This window comes from Actinomycetospora sp. (assembly GCF_055612215.1).
This window is the reverse complement of record NZ_JBVPVA010000321.1, coordinates 1-14,776: the sequence shown is the minus strand read 5'-3', so window position 1 is coordinate 14,776 and position 14,776 is coordinate 1. Positions and strand designations below refer to the sequence as shown.

General features: G+C 77.0%; 8 protein-coding genes. 5 read left to right on the top strand and 3 right to left on the bottom strand.

Annotated elements, in window-relative coordinates; translation table 11 throughout:
* Window positions 1–318: 318 nt before the first annotated feature.
* The gene (locus AC0CYZ_RS09215; protein WP_472214501.1) at window positions 319–2,163 is read left to right on the top strand and encodes a TIM-barrel domain-containing protein; all 1,845 of its coding nucleotides are present in this window, start codon (window positions 319–321) and stop codon (window positions 2,161–2,163) included.
* Window positions 2,164–2,212: 49 nt separating this feature from the next.
* Here AC0CYZ_RS09215 and AC0CYZ_RS09210 read toward each other — a convergent pair whose 3' ends face one another.
* Window positions 2,213–3,568 (bottom strand): MFS transporter, encoded by a 1,356-nt coding sequence (locus tag AC0CYZ_RS09210; protein ID WP_472214499.1) that lies wholly within the window; start codon window positions 3,566–3,568, stop codon window positions 2,213–2,215.
* Between the two features lie 149 nt (window positions 3,569–3,717).
* Here AC0CYZ_RS09210 and AC0CYZ_RS09205 point away from each other — a divergent pair, with 149 nt between their 5' ends.
* The 3 genes from AC0CYZ_RS09205 to AC0CYZ_RS09195 all read left to right on the top strand — a co-directional run bounded on the left by AC0CYZ_RS09205 (window position 3,718) and on the right by AC0CYZ_RS09195 (window position 6,094).
* On the top strand, window positions 3,718–4,944 hold the full coding sequence (locus tag AC0CYZ_RS09205) for a PucR family transcriptional regulator (protein WP_472214497.1): 1,227 nt from the start codon (window positions 3,718–3,720) through the stop codon (window positions 4,942–4,944).
* A gap of 111 nt (window positions 4,945–5,055) precedes the next feature.
* The gene (locus AC0CYZ_RS09200; protein WP_472214495.1) at window positions 5,056–5,688 is read left to right on the top strand and encodes a hypothetical protein; all 633 of its coding nucleotides are present in this window, start codon (window positions 5,056–5,058) and stop codon (window positions 5,686–5,688) included.
* A gap of 1 nt (window position 5,689) precedes the next feature.
* Window positions 5,690–6,094 carry a hypothetical protein gene (locus AC0CYZ_RS09195; RefSeq protein WP_472214493.1) on the top strand — a complete coding sequence of 135 codons (405 nt, stop codon included), beginning with the start codon at window positions 5,690–5,692 and terminating at the stop codon, window positions 6,092–6,094.
* Window positions 6,095–6,097: 3 nt separating this feature from the next.
* Here the strand turns inward: AC0CYZ_RS09195 and AC0CYZ_RS09190 are convergent, their stop codons facing one another.
* The gene (locus AC0CYZ_RS09190) at window positions 6,098–8,824 is read right to left on the bottom strand and encodes a helix-turn-helix transcriptional regulator (protein WP_472214491.1); all 2,727 of its coding nucleotides are present in this window, start codon (window positions 8,822–8,824) and stop codon (window positions 6,098–6,100) included.
* Between the two features lie 147 nt (window positions 8,825–8,971).
* Here AC0CYZ_RS09190 and AC0CYZ_RS09185 point away from each other — a divergent pair, with 147 nt between their 5' ends.
* On the top strand, window positions 8,972–11,728 hold the full coding sequence (locus AC0CYZ_RS09185; RefSeq protein ID WP_472214489.1) for a helix-turn-helix transcriptional regulator: 2,757 nt from the start codon (window positions 8,972–8,974) through the stop codon (window positions 11,726–11,728).
* On the opposite strand, the gene AC0CYZ_RS09180 is transcribed toward AC0CYZ_RS09185, so the two are convergent.
* Window positions 11,644–14,739 carry a winged helix-turn-helix domain-containing protein gene (locus AC0CYZ_RS09180; protein WP_472214487.1) on the bottom strand — a complete coding sequence of 1,032 codons (3,096 nt, stop codon included), beginning with the start codon at window positions 14,737–14,739 and terminating at the stop codon, window positions 11,644–11,646. The two genes, AC0CYZ_RS09185 and AC0CYZ_RS09180, sit on opposite strands and share 85 nt — an antisense overlap.
* Between the last annotated feature and the right edge of the window lie 37 nt (window positions 14,740–14,776).

The window sequence follows — 14,776 nt, the reverse complement described above, 5'->3', positions numbered from 1 at the left end:
GGGGGTCTTTCCCGACGCCGACCCGTACCGTCCGGAGTGGTCGGCGGTTGACCCTCAGCTGACGACGAGCACGACCCACCACCGTCGCGGCCCGCCCGCGCTGCCGGATGCCCGCTCGATCGAGTGCGCGGGTGTCTCGCGCGGGCCCGCCTGGACCGAGACCCCGTCCGAGGTGGACACCACGTCGACGCATGCGTTCTGCCGTCCCGGCACCCCGGCCCGTCGGGGCCCTCCCGGTCCCGACGGCGCGGCCGTGGACGGACGACGATCCTGACCCCGCTCGGCCGGCGGCGACGCTCCGCCGGCCGCACGGGCGTCGTGCTGCTCGCGACCCTGCTCCTCCTGGCGGCGCTCGCCGGGGGTAGCGGGAGGGTCGTGCCCGCCCCGTCGCCGTGGGCCCGGCTGGACCGCACCGACCCGACCCTGGCCGGCGCACTGACCCCGCTCCGCGGCACCCGCACCACGGCCGGGTGCTCACCGGAGCCCGGCCTGTGCTCGGTGCACCTGCGCGCGGCCGCCGGCCGGGCGATCGCCCTCCGGCTGACCACGCAGCCCGGGGAGCGCTTCTTCGGCATGGGCGAACGCTTCGGGTCGCTGGACCTCGACGGCCAGGTCCTCTCCAACCGTGCCCAGGACGGGATGGGGACCCGCACCGGGACGAGCTACTCACCGACGCCGTTCCTGCTCTCCAGCCGCGGCTACGGCATCCAGGTCGACACCGCCGCCGACCTGACCGCGGACCTCACCTCCCCGGGCGAGGTCGTCATCGAGATCGCCGCGCCCGACGCCGTGGTCGACGTCCTGACCGGGGCGGACCCGGCGGCGGTGCTCACCCGCCGCGCGGAGCTGGTCGGGGTGCCTCCGGTGCCGCCCGCCTGGGGCCTCGGGGTATGGAAGAGCCTGATCGGGGGTCCGGGCCGGGTCCTCGCCGATACGGACCGCCTCGCGGCGGCCGGCGTCCCCCTCGACGCCGTCTGGATCTACGACCTCGCCGATCCGAGATCAGGGCTCGGCTGGTCCTGGCCGATCTACCGACCCGTCCCGCTCGGGTGGTACCCCGACCCGGCGGGGACGATCGCCGAGCTGCACCGCCGAGGGCTCCGGGTCCTGGGCTACCTCAGCCCCTTCCTCGTCCCGGGCACTCCCGGGTACCTCGACGCCGCCGCCCGCGGCTACCTGGTGCGCAACCCGGACGGCTCCGTGTTCACCGAGCCGTGGATGTACGGCGACCGGAGGGCCTACCTGGACTTCACCGACCCGGCGGCGACCGGGTGGTGGCAGGACCGCCTGCGCTACGCGGTCGGGGTGCTCGGGTTCGACGGCGCCATGCAGGACTACGGCGACCAGGCCCCCACCGGGGCGCGCTACGCCGACGGGACCCCCGGCAGCCTGATGCGCGACCTCTACCCGGTGCTCTACGCCCGCGCGGCCCGGCAGGCGGTCCAGTCGGTCAAGCCCGACGCGACCGTGCTCTTCGCCCGCTCGGGATACACCGGATCGCAGGCCTGGGTGACCGGTCGCTTCACCGGGGACCAGACCCGGGACTGGGACCCGCGCACCGGCCTGCCCGCCGTCCTCGCCGGGATGCTCAACGGGAGCCTCTCCGGGTGGCCCTACTGGGGCCCCGACATCGGCGGATTCCTCGACGGGGACGACGGCGACGGGGGTGACCGCGAGCTCTGGACGCGCTGGGTCGAGCTCGGGGCGCTCTCCCCGACCATGCGCGACATGCTGGGCGCGCAGACCGACCCGCTCGGGGTCCAGTCCGACCCGGACACGCTGGCCACGTTCCGGGGTTACGCCCGCCTGCACCAGGCCCTGGTCCCCTACCTGTCCGGGCTCGCCGCGCAGGCCACCACGACCGGTCGACCCCTGATGCTGCCGATCTGGCTCCAGGACCCGTCCGACCCCACCGCCTGGACGATCGAGGACGAGTACCTGCTCGGCCCCGACGTCCTCGTCGCCCCGGTGCTCACCGCCGGGACCACCTCCACGTCGGTCTACCTGCCGGCCGGGCGCTGGCGGGACTACTGGAGCGGCCGGGAGCACCCGGGCCGCACCTGGGTCACCGTCGACGCCCCGACCGGGCACGTCCCGCTCTTCACCCGGGTCGCGTCGCCCGTGGCCCTGCCGCCGCCGGCGGCACTCGGCCTGCCCGGCTGAGGACACGGGGACCCGGCGGGTGGACGCCGACGAGGAGACCCGACCCCGGTCAGCCGGCCGGGTCGGACACCTGCGACCCGCGGGCGGGCGCGTTGGCGGCGTGCTCCCGCGGCCGGTGCGTCTCGTGCAGCAGGTAGGCCGAGACCGCCGTGATCAGGCCCATGACCAGGAGGTACACCGAGGTCGACGCCGAGGTGCCGGTGGCCTGGTAGAGCGAGACGGCGATGAGCGGTGCGAGCCCGCCACCGAGGACGGCACCGATCTGGTAGCCCAGCGATGCCCCCGAGTAGCGCACCTCGGCACTGAACAGCTCGGCGAAGAACGCCGCCTGCGGGCCGTACATCGCCGAGTTCGCGATCCCGCCGACGAGGAGCCCGAGGAAGATCAGGAACGTCGAGCGGGTGTCGATCAGCCAGAACACCGGGAACGCCGCGACGCACGTGCCGATCGCGCCGGCGAGGTAGACCGGTCGTCGCCCGACCCGGTCGGAGAGCAGCGCGAACAGCGGGATCAGCGCGAGGTTGACCGCGCTCGAGCCGAGGATCCCGATGAGCATCGTCGACTCGGGCAGGCCGAGCGTCTTCGTGCCGTAGGAGAGCACGTAGACGACGAAGATGTAGAACCCGCCGTTGACGGCGATAAATGAGCCGGCGGCCAGGGCCACCTGCTTGGGGTGGGAGCGCAGGACCTCGATGATCGGCGAACGCCGCTGCGTGGCGCCCTGCTGCTGGATCTGCTTGAAGGCCGGTGTGTCCTCGAGGCGCAGCTGGGCGTAGAGGGCGACGCCGATGAGCAGGACCGACAGCAGGAACGGCACGCGCCAGCCCCACGCGACGAACGCCTCCTTGCCCAGACCCGCCTCGAGGCCCAGGAAGATCCCGTTCGAGATGATCACTGCGATCGGCACCCCGAGCTGCGGGAAGCTGCCGTAGAAGCCCCGGCGGTTCGGCGGCGCGTACTCGGTGGCGATGAGGACCGCGCCGCCCCACTGCCCCCCGACGGCGAGTCCCTGGACGACGCGCAGCACGAACAGCAGGATCGGTGCGGCCACGCCGATCGTCGCGTAGCCGGGCAGCAGGCCGACCAGCGTCGTCGAGGCCCCCATGACGAACAGCGCCGAGACGAGCGCCTTCTTCCGGCCGATGCGGTCGCCGAAGTGGCCCCAGATGATCCCGCCGATCGGCCGGGCGAGGAAGCCCACCGCGAACGAGCTGAACGCGGCGAGCGTGCCGATGAAGGGGTCGGCGCCCGGGAAGAACGCCGTGTTGAGGACCAGCGCGGCGGCGGTCCCGTAGATGAAGAAGTCGTACCACTCGATCGTCGAACCGAGCAGGCTGACCAGCGAGGTCCGACGCACCTCCCGCCGGTCGAGCGCGGTCGAGGCACCCGTCCCCGTCGTTGCCATGTCCGGTTCCTTCCTGCCGCGGCGCTGCGGGCCCCGATCGTCGGAGTCGAGACCCGTCCAGCGTCGTCGGCGGGCCGGGCGGGCGGTATGGGCGGAGAGCACAACATGTGACGTGGACCGCACAGCGCGTTGCACGGCATGCTGCTGCGGTGGCCGTCCCGACACTCCCCACCGGCGCCGCCGGGGAGACGCTCACGGTCCTGTGCCGCGCGCTGCTGGCCGAGGTCGACGACCTCGCCGACCGGCTGACCGCGCGGCTCCTCGAGCGGGAGGACGTCTACGACGTCCTCGGCGTGCCCGTGCGCGAGGACCTGCGGGCCACCTGCCGGGCCAGCCTCGAGCGGATGCTCACCCAGCTCGCCGGCGACCTCCCGCCCGGGTCCGACGCCGCGGCGCTCACCGTCGACACCGGGCGGCGCCGCGCGCGCCAGGGGGTGCCGCTCGAGGTGGTGCTGCGGGCCTACCGGCAGTGCGGACGGCTGGTGTGGGAACGGATGCGCGAGGTGTCGCGCACCGAGCTCGACGGGGTGCACGACGAGGCGCTGCTGGTCGTCGCGGACGACGTCTGGCGGATCCTCGACGCCAGCTCGGACCGTCTCGTCGACGCCTACCGCCGCGAGGAGGCCCGCCTGCGGGGGCTCGAGCTCGGCCGGCGGTGGGCCGTGCTCGAGGGCCTGCTCGCCGGGGGCGGCCACGAGCCGGCCGTGGCCCGCGACGCGGCCCGCCTGCTCGACGTCCGGGAGAACGCCGAGCTGATCTGCGTGGTCGCCCCCACCGACGGCGCCGTCGAGGACCCGCTCCCGGCGCCGACCGAGGCGCTCGCGGGGATCGCGCCGTCGCTGTGGCACGCCCGGTCCGCGGAGATCGTCGGCGTCGTCGTGCCGCCCGAGGACGCGGCCGCCGCGCTCCCCGCGGTGGTCGCCGCGCTCGGCCGGCGCGCGTCGGGGCCGGTGGGGGTGTCGCCGCCCGTGCGCGGCCTGGCCCGGCTCGACGTCGCGCACCGCTGGGCCCGGCTGGCCGCCGGCACGTTGCCGACGGGGCGGGGCGCGGCGGCCGCGCTCGACGACCGGCTCCCCGAGGCCCTGCTCGCCGAGGCGCCCGATCTCGTGCCCCGGCTGCGGCGTGCCGCGCTCGGCGGCGTGCTCGACCTGCCCGAGAGCGAGCGCCGCACGCTGATCGACACGGTGCGCGCGGTCCTCGACGCCGACGGCTCACCGTCGCGCGCGGCGAATGCCCTCTACTGCCACCGCAACACCGTGATGTACCGCCTCGCCCGCCTCGAGGCCCTCACCGGGCGGCGCCTGTCCGACGCCCGCGATCAGCTGCTGCTGGGCCTCGCGCTCACGCTGCCGGCGGACGACGCCGTCGACGGCTGACCACGTGGCTGCTCCGCGGGGTCGACCCGGTCGTCGCCGACGCGGCGCGGTGGGACCCGCCGTCGTACCGTGGGGAACCCGCGTCGGGGACGCGTTCCGGGGGTGGTGACGATGACGTCGGTGTCCGGCCCGCGGATGGACCCCGCGCCGCTGTTCGACCTGGTGACCGGGTTCCCGCCCGACGACGCCGTCGACGTCACCGTGCCGATGCCGTTGTCGCTCGCGGTCTACATGACGATGCTCGAGTCGACCGGGCACGCGGCCGACCTGGCCGTGCTGCGCAAGCTCCAGATCGAGGAGGCCCGCGAGACGGCGCGCTGCATCCAGGCGTGGGCGCGCGACCTCCTCGGCCCCGGGGCCGACCCGGCGGCCCGGCTGCGGATCACCCACATCGTCGAGGAGCGCGTCCCGCGGGTGAACGGCCTGCGCCCGCACGTGCACGCCTACGTCGGGACCACCGTGCGCTCCCCCACCGACGGCCACGAGACCCCGGTGGACGTCGACCGGCTCGCCGTCCTGGCCGACTCGGACCTGTTCCCCGACTACTGCGACCGGCTGGCGGCGGCCACCGCGGAGCGTCTCGGGCTGGTGTGGGAGGAGACGACGTGGTCGGCGCGCGAGGTCGTGGGGCCGCGCTGGCTGACCGAGCGCGTGGCCGCGCTGCGGCACGACGGCCCGGCCTGCCGGGGCCCCTGGCCACGGCACCAGATCGTGGCCGGGCGAGCGCGCTCGGCGAAGGAGTGACGTGACGGGGTTCTTCGTGCCCGGCGCCGAGGGAGAGCAGGCCGACGCCCGGTGGCGCGCGCTGGCGGAGACGGTCGGGGCCCCGGAGGTCGGCCCGGCGGACCGGGTCCTGTCGGTGCGGTTCGTCCGGGGCGCCGAGGAGTGGACCGCCACCGTCGGGGAGTGCCTGTCGGGGCAGCTGGCGGCGCGGACCGACCGCCGGCCCGCGCGCCGGTCGTCGGTGTCCCGGTCGGCGCCCACCCGCCGGGTCACCGACCCCGCCACCGTGCAGGCGATCTTCGACACCGGTGACGCCTACCTGGTCTGCACCGACGGCCACCCCGTCGGGGACGTCCGCGACTCGACGTGGGAGAACCCGGTGTCGGTCGCCCGCCACCAGGCGCGCGGGGTCCTCCGCTTCGGGTGACGCTCAGCCGTCCCGGAGCCCGCGCTCGGCCACGAGGCGCACCAGCTCCACCCGGGAGTGCACCCCGAGCTTGGGGAACATGCGGTAGAGGTGGCTGCCGACCGTCCGGTGCGAGAGGAACAGCCGCTCTCCGATCTCGCGGTTGGACAGTCCCTCGGCGACCATCGCCGCGATCTGCGCCTCCTGGGGCGACAGCTCGTCGGTGACGACGCGGTCGCGGGTCCGGCTCTGCTCGCCGGTGGTGCGCAGCTCCTCGCGGGCCCGCGCCGCCCACGGCTCCGAGCCGAGGTCGTCGAAGCCGTCCCGCGCTGCGCGCAGGTAACCCCGCGCCTCCTGGATCCGGTGGTGGCGGCGCAACCAGGAGCCGAACGCGAGCAGCAGCCGGTGGTGCTCGTGGGGCCAGGCCTCCGGGCCCGGGCGCACCGCGGCCCGGAAGCGTGACTCGGCGTCGTCCTCCGTCGCGAGGACGGCGGCGGCGTGGGTGAGGTTCATCCGGCCGGCCGGCGACGCGGTGGCCGCGACCTCGGGGCGCAGCTCCGCGAGCACCTTCCGGGCCGCGTCCTCCTCCCCGCAGGCGAGGGCCGCGTCCGCGAAGGCGGCCAACGACCAGAGCCCGTGCATCGGGTGGTGGGCGGGGTCGAAGGGATCGTGCAGGCGGGCCAGGTGGCGGAACGCAAGGTCGTGCTCGCCGGCCGCGGCCGCGCTCGTCGCGCGGGCCACGACGATCACCGCGCTCGCGGCGACGAACCGGTCCGGTGCGGCGATGCGTTCGGCCTCGTCGAGCAGGGCGTCGGCCGCGCCGGGGTCGCCGCGCAGGGCCGCGACGAGCCCGCGGGCGGCGAGGGCGCAGACGTGCCAGAAGGGTTGGCCGGTCTCGGCGCAGAGGCGGGCGGCCTCGTCGGCGGCCGTGACCGCCGTCGCCCACCGCCCCCGGCGCAGGGCCGACCAGGCCAGCAGGCCCGACGTGGTCGCGAGGGTGTGCAACCTCCCCTCCGCGCGCAGCCGGACCACGGCCTCGGAGAGCAGGGCCTCCGACACGTCGAACGCGCCGACGCAGGCGGCGGCGTGCCCCAGGCCGTACGCGGTGGTCGCGTCGTGGGGGACACCGCGGGCCCGGTCGAGGAGGGCCAGGACGTCGGCCGCGCGCCCGAGCGGGTCGCCGTGGGCGAGCAGGGCCGCCCGGTCGGCCGGGTCGGTGGCGGGCAGGCGTTCCGCCGCGGCGACGACGGCCCGCCCGACGGGTCGATCGGGACAGAAGTTCCAGCAGCGCAGTGCCGCGGCGCGCAGGAACCGCCGGGCGAGGGCGTCGTCGCCGACGGTGTGCGCCCGGTCGGCGGACGCGAGGAGGACGTCGACGCGGTGCTCGCCGCCGTGGTCGGTCGCGGCGAGCTCCCCCAGCCACTCGAACCGGACCCGGTCGTGCTCGTCGTGGACGAGCTCGCGGTACCGGGCCCGCAGACGGTCCCCGAGTCCCGCCGCGCCGACCTCGTACGCCAGCCCGGCCGCCCGGAACAGGCGCCGGCGCCTCGCGGCGTCCTCGGGTGTGAGCTGGGAGGCGCGGTCGAGGGCGCTCACGGCCTCCGCGGTGGCGCCCTGTCCGAGGGCCCGCTCGGCCGCCTGCTCCAGCGCGGTCGCGAGCGCGGCGTCCGGGTGGAGCGCCGCCGCCGCCAAGTGCCGGACGGCCCGCTCGGGCTCGTCGGCGACCACCTGGGCGAGCGCCGCGTGCCGGGCCCGGCGTGCCTCGGGCGCGAGGCGCTGGTACACCGACGAGCGGACCAGGGGGTGGCTGAACCGCACGGCGTGGTCCTCGACGTCCACCAGCCCGACGAACACCGCCGGGTCCAGGACGTCGGACGGGACCGGCCCGAGGAGCAGCCCGGTCGCCGTGAGGACCTCCGCGAGGTCGTCCGAGTCGTGCGCCGCCGCGAGCTCCAGCACGGTCCTCGTCGGGGCGTCCAGGTCGTCGAGACGCACGGTGAAGGACCGCTCGAGGCGGGCCGTCAGGGGCAGCACGCCGAGCTCGTGCCCGGCGGCGGACGTGATCGTCCGGGGCAGCTCGCGCAGCGCGAGCGGATTGCCCTGCGCCACCTCGAGGACCCGCGCCCGGGTCCGGGCGTCCAGCGCGCGGGCGCCGCGATCGAGCACCGTGGCCGCGGCCGCGGCGTCCAGCGGCCCGAGGTCGACGACCGCGAAGGCGCGGTCGAGCATCGGTCCCGGCTCGGTCACCCGTTGCGTGACCAGCAGGACGATGCGCTCGGTCGCCGTGCGCCGCGCCAGGAACGCCAGGGCCTGCGCGCTCGCCGGGTCGATCCACTGCACGTCGTCGACGAGCAGCAGGAGCGGCTTCTCGACGGCGGCCTCGGCGAGCAGCTCCAGCGCGGACATGGCCACCGCGTAGAGGTCGGGCGGCGGCCCCGGGGCGAGGCCGAACGCCGCCTCGAGCGCGCCGCGCCGTCGCGGCGAGAGGGTCGCGGTCCGCGGGAGCAGCGCCCGCAGGATCTGGTGCAGCCCGGCGTAGGGGTGGCCGAGCTCGGCGGTGAACCCGGTCGCGCGCAGGACGCGGAGGCGGTCACCGGCCGCGTCCGCGGCCCGGTCGAGCAGTGCGGTCTTGCCGATGCCCGGCGGCCCGCAGACCACCAGCACGTCCCCGGTGTGCTCGGCCGCCTCGAGCATCCGGGCGATCCGGTCCTGTTCCACGGCGCGCCCCACGAGCGGCAGACGATCGACCACCCCGATCTCCCCGTCCCCCGCCGCCGACGTCCGTTCCCCAGCGCCGGGACGGTACGACGCCGGGTGTGACCGGGAGCGTGACCGGACGGGTCACGCCCCGGGTCACGGGTGTGTCCCTACGGTCCGACTCTGCGCCGAGGAGGAATCGTGCCGACGGGAACCGATGTCCCCGCACCCCCGATGGGTCGCGCCGCGGAGGCCCGGGAGCTCGCCGGGATCCTCGCGGACGCGGACCGGCGCGGGGGGTCCCTCGTGCTGTGCGGCGAGGCCGGGATCGGCAAGTCGACGCTGCTCGAGTGGGCGGAGACCACGTGGCGTTCCCGCGGTCGGCGCTCGCTGCGGTGCGCGGGATCGGACGCGGAGACCGTGGTGCCCTACGCCGGGCTGCGCCGCCTCCTCGCGCCGCTGGTCGAGCACGTCGAGGCGCTGCCGCCCCGGCCGCGGGCGCTCCTGCGCGAGGTGGTGCGGTTCGGCCTGACCGCTCTGCCCGGGGCACCGGAGGTCCCGGACGTCTTCGCGGTCGCCCTGGCCGCGCTGGACCTCCTGACGCTGCCCGGCGTGGCGCACCCGCTGCTGCTGGCCGTCGACGACGCCGACGTCCTCGACCCGCCGACCGTGCAGGTCCTCGGGTTCGTCGCCCGGCGTCTCGAGAGCGACCCCGTCGTCGTCCTCGTCGCGGCCCGTGCACCCGGCGGGCCGGACGGCCTCGCGGGGCTCCCGGTGCTCGCCCTGGCCCCCCTCGCCGACGCCGACGCCCGGCGCGTCCTGGAGCGACGGCGTCCCGACCTCGACGCGACGGCCCGTGCGGCGGTGCTCGACCGGGCCGCCGGGAACCCGCTGGCCCTGGTGACACTGCCGGCGGGCACCGACCCGGCCGACGCGGCACCGGTGCGGGGCCGGCTGGAACGGGCGCTCGCCCGCCGTCTCGGGCAGCTCGACGCGCTGACCCTCGACGCGCTGCTCGTGGCCGCCACCGACGGCCGGGCGGACCTCGGCGAGGTGCTCGCCGCGACCGGACTCCTCGTCGGGCGCGACGTCGACGAGGCCGCGCTCGGGCCGGCCGTGCGCGGCGGCCTGCTGACCCTGGACACCGCCGGAGGCGTGCACTTCGCCCACCCGCTCCTCGCGTCGGCCCTGCGCGAGCGGACGCCACCCGGGCGTCGGCGGGCCGTCCACCTGGCCCTCGCCGCGGTGGTCACGGGGCCCGACCGCCGGCTCGCGCACCGGGCGGCGGTGGCGGTGGAGGTCGACGACTCGCTGGCCGACGAGCTGGCGGCCGCCGCCGCGCGGGCCCGCCGGCTGGGGGCGACGGCCGCGGCGGTCACGCCGCTGGTGCGCAGTGCCCACCTGACGTCGGATCCGGCCCGCCGGATCGCCCGCCTCCTCGAGGCCGCCGACGTCGCGGCCGCGGCCGGGCGACGGGACGCGGTGCCGGTCCTGCTCGAGGAGGCGGGCGCGCTCGACCTCGCCCGGGTGGACGAGATCCACGTCGAGTGCCTGCGCGCGCAGCTGCAGACCGACGGCCCGGCGCACCCCGGGCCCGCGCGGCTGGTCGCGCTGGCCGACGAGGCCCGCTCGCTCGGCGCGACCGGCCTGGCGCTCGCGCTGCTCGGGGTCGCCGCGCAGCGCTGCTGGTGGACCTACCGGGACCGGACGACCCGGCGGACCCTCGTCGACGCCGTCGGCCGCCTGCCCACCGACCCGCTGGACCCGCGCGTCCTGGCCATGCTGGTCCAGGTGGCGCCGGTGGAGCAGAGCGCCGAGGTGGCTCGCCGGCTCGAACGCCGGGTGCCGCGCGGCGGGACGAGCGCCGACGACGGCTTCCGGCTCGGGATGGCGGCCCACGTCGTCACCGACTACGGCGGTGCCGCGAGGCTCCTCGGCCAGGCGGCCACCGGGCTGCGCGCCCAGGGACGCCTGGCCGCGGTCGCCGCCGTCCAGACCGTCCTCGCGTTCAACGAGGTCCAGCGCGGGGCCTGGGGCGCGGCGGCGGAGGCGGCGGACGAGGCGGTGCGCCTGGCCCGCGAGGCCGGCGACGACGAGTGGCTGGGATCGGCCCTGACCGCCGGCGCCGCCGTGGCGGGTCTGCTCGGCGACGACCCGGAAGCCGATCGGCTCGACGCCGCGGCCGAGGCCGAGCTCACGGCACGGGGGAACACCAACATCCTGGGCGTCCTGCGCCACGCCCGGGGCCGTCGCGTCCACCGCGACCACCCCGAGCTCGCGGTCTCCCTGCTCCTGCCCCTCTTCGACCCGTCGAGCACGGACTTCAACCCGAGACACTGCATCCCCAGCGTCGTCCCACTCGCGGACGCGGCGACCTCGGCACCGCCGGAGGTCCGCGCCGCGGTCCTGGAGGCGGTCCGGTCCCGGGTCGCGGACGCCGCGCGCGCGGACCCGGAGCTCCCGCCCGGCCTGCGGACCGGCGCCGACCACGCCGAGGCCGTCCTCGGCCCCGAGCACGGCGCCGAGCGCCGGTTCCTCGACGCGACCGAGCGCGCCCGGCCGCGACCGTTCGACCGGGCCCGCCTCGAGCTGGCCCACGCGCGCTGGCTCCGGCGCCACGACCGGGACGGCCCGGCGCGGCGCGTGCTGCAGCGGGCCCACGCGACGTTCGCGGCGCTGGGCACGCAGCCCCTCGCGGCGCGGGCCGCCCGCGCCCTGGCGGCGCTCGGCGACGACGGGCATCGCGGTGACGACCTCTGGCGGAGGCTGTCGCCGCAGGAGGCCCAGATCGCCCGGCTGGTGGCCGAGGGGCTCTCGAACCGGGAGATCGGTCAGCGGCTCTTCCTCTCCCACCGGACGGTGGGCAGCCACCTCTACCGCATCTTCCCCAAACTGGACATCACGTCCCGGGTCGAGCTGGCCCGGCTGGTCCTCGGGTCGGGCGGGTCGGCCTCCTGAGGCGCGGCGCGGAACGTCTCGACGAGCCGGTGCATCTCCGCCGACGGGCCCATGTCGAGCTCCCGCATGACGGCGAGGTAGGCCCGGTAGTGCTCCAGCAGCCGGTCCTGCTCCCCCGCCGTCCCGTCGACGACGAGGCGCACCCGCCACGCCTGCTCGCGGTAGGGGTCCTCGGTGAGCACGCGGTCGATCTGGCGTTCGGCGACGGCGAGGTCGCCGGCGTCGACGGCGAGCGTCGCCAGGTCCAGCCGGTGCGCGGCGACCAGGTCGACGACCTCGCGGCGGCGCTCGTCGACCCACGGGCCCGAGACGCCGTCGAGGAACCGCCCGCCGTCGGCGGGCTCGAGCGCCGTGAGCAGCAGGGCGCGTCGGTCGTCCCCGCGGTGGGCGTCGGCCCGCCGCAGGGCCGCCACGACCTGCCCGGAGGTCCCCGCCGTCACCTCCGCCGGCTCGAGCCGGAGGCGCTCGCCGTCGCGCGCCAGGTGCACGCCCTCGGGCAGGGCGGCCCGCAGCCGGTGCAGGCACTGGCGCAGGTAGCCCGCGGCGCTCCGCTCGTCGTGGCCGGAGAACAGGGCGTCGAGGATCTCCTCCCGCCGCGCGGCGCGGTGGGGCCGGCTGAGCAGGTAGGCGAGCAGTTCGAGCTCCTTGCGTCGCCGCAGGACGACCGGGTCCCCGTCGACGAGCAGCCGCGGGGGGCCGAACTCCTCGAGCAGGACGCGCACCCCCGGGCCGGGCGTCGTGGTCGCGACGACCACGCCGGCGCGGTCGAGGAGGGCCGCCCACCGCCCGGCGTCCGGGCCCGCGGACCCGAGGGCGCGGGTCGCGACGCCCGGCACGTCCCGGACCGCCCCGTGCAGCAGGCCCTCGGTGCCCCGCTCCGTGGCGACGCGCATCGCCAGTGCCGCGCTCTCCAGCGCATCGGACACCGCGTCCGCCCCGCCCTGTCGGGCCTGCGCCTCGGACAGGTAGCAGGCCGCGGCGGGCAGCTCCAGGAGCCGGTCGCCGCGGCGCATGCCCGCCACGCACCGGGCGAGCGTCGCCTCCGCGGCGGCCGCGCGGTCCTCCCGCAGGAGGAGGATCCCGTGGGCCAACGCCGCGAGGTCGCGGGTGAAGGCGTGGTCGTCGGCCCCTTCCGCCGTCGCGCGCGAGAGGGACCGGCGGGCGCCGTCCAGGTCGTCGTCGACCCGCAGGCGGGCTCGGGTCTCGTAGATCAGCACCAGCGCCGCGTACACCGTCGAACCCGACGCCCGGGCCCGCTCGTGGCCGCGGGCCAGGGCGGCCCAGGCCTCGTCGACCCGGCCCGCGTCGAGCAGCAGCTCGACGCCGTCCAACGCGTCGAGCCACAGCGGTTGCGTCGTCCCCCGCCGCAGCTGCCACTCGGCGAGGGCCTCGTCGAGCCGGCCGGCGGCCCGGAGGGCCGCGATCCGCCAGGGCGCGCCCTGGACCTCCCGCCAGGGTCCACCCCGCCCCCGGTCGTCGCGCAGGAGGTCGAGTCGGCCCCGCGAGTAGGCGACGCGCAGCAGGAGACCCTCCAGGGGCCCGGAGCGGGGCCCGACCAGTTCCGGGAAGCCCGGTGGGTCGTCCAGGCTCAGCGCGAGCACGGTCTCGGCGACCCGCCGGTGGTGGTCGTCCTCGGGCAGCGTCGCGGTCGCCTGCCGGGCCTCGGTGAGCCGGCCCAGGTGCCAGAGGCACCACACGAGCAGCACGACGGGCTCCGGGGCACCGGCCCGGACGAGCGCCTCCACCCCTCGCCGGCCGTGCACGTCCCACACGGCCGCGCCCCGCCGGTACTCCTCCAGCCCGAACGCCACCCGGAGCACGACCGTCGCCGAGGCCGGGGACAGCGGCCGGCGGACGACGTCGAGTGCGTCGAGCCACCGGCCGGCCTGCACCAGGTCCATGCGTTCGACGACGAGCGGGAGGACGTCGACGGCGTGCCGCCAGGCCTGCTCGGTGTCGCCGGCGTCCAGGAGAGCCTCCACGGCGTCCTCCGCGCGCCCGCGTGCGAGCAGCAGCGCGACGTGGCGGCGCCGCACCTCGCCCCGCCAGAGGGTGTCCCGCGTGGCCACCATCTCCAGGACGAGATCGCGGAACCGGGGCTGGAGCGTGAAGCCGCGACCGGAGGCGGCCCAGGACAGCGGGAGGTGGCGGGCCCGCAGGCCGTCCATGGTGCGGGCCGGGTCCGCGACACCGAGCTCGGCCGCGTCGCTCACCGTCACGTCCTCGAGCACGGCGGTGCGGAGCAGGAGGTCCTGCTGGTCGGGCGTGAGGTCGTCCCAGACCTGGTCGTAGAGGTAGGACGACAGCGGGCTCGCGCCGTCCTCCGGCCCCGCGGCGGTCGCGAACAGCACGCCGGTCACCCACCCGCCGGTCGCACGCATCACCTCCTCGACGTCGACCCCCGTGAGGCCTCGCCGCGCCAGGGCCGCGCGGGCCTCGGACGCCCGGAACCGCAGCGATTCCGCGTCGAGCACCGCGGTCCGGCCGAGGTCCTGCGTGGCCATCGCGGTGAGCGGGACGGCACGGCGCGAGACGAGCACGAGGTTGGTCCCCGCGGGGAGGTGGCGGGCGACGGCGGACAGCACGGCCATCGCCGCCGCGCTCGGCCGGACGCGCTCCACGTCGTCGCACACGAGGACGAGGTCACTGCCCGCGAGGCCCTCGGCGAGCATCGCCGCGGCCTCGTCCGGCGGCGCCCCGTCGCGCATCGCCCCGGACGCCCACCCCGCCACTGCGGGGTGCCGGGCCGCCGCCGCGGCCTCCAGGTAGACCACCAGACGCCCCGCCGCCCGGTCTGAGGGGTCGAGGCGGACCCACGCCACCGGGCGGTCGAGCGCCGCCAGCGCCTGCGCCATGGCGACCGTCTTGCCGGCGCCGGCCACGGCGGCGACGACGAGCACGGGGTGGCGCGCGAGCAGGTGCGCGACGTCGGCGTCGAGGCGGGGCCGGGTGACCAGCCGGTCGTCGGGCTCCGGCACGGCCAGCTTCGCCCGCACCAGGCGCGCCGACACGGGCACGTCTGAGCGGGGATCCGGCGCCGCCACCATC

What these genes read in the sequence shown, in the direction of transcription:
- AC0CYZ_RS09210 (WP_472214499.1), bottom strand. Translation starts at nt 3,568, where the DNA reads ATGGCAACGACGGGGACGGGTGCCTCGACCGCGCTCGACCGGCGGGAG.
- AC0CYZ_RS09200 (WP_472214495.1), top strand. Translation starts at nt 5,056, where the DNA reads ATGACGTCGGTGTCCGGCCCGCGGATGGACCCCGCGCCGCTGTTCGAC.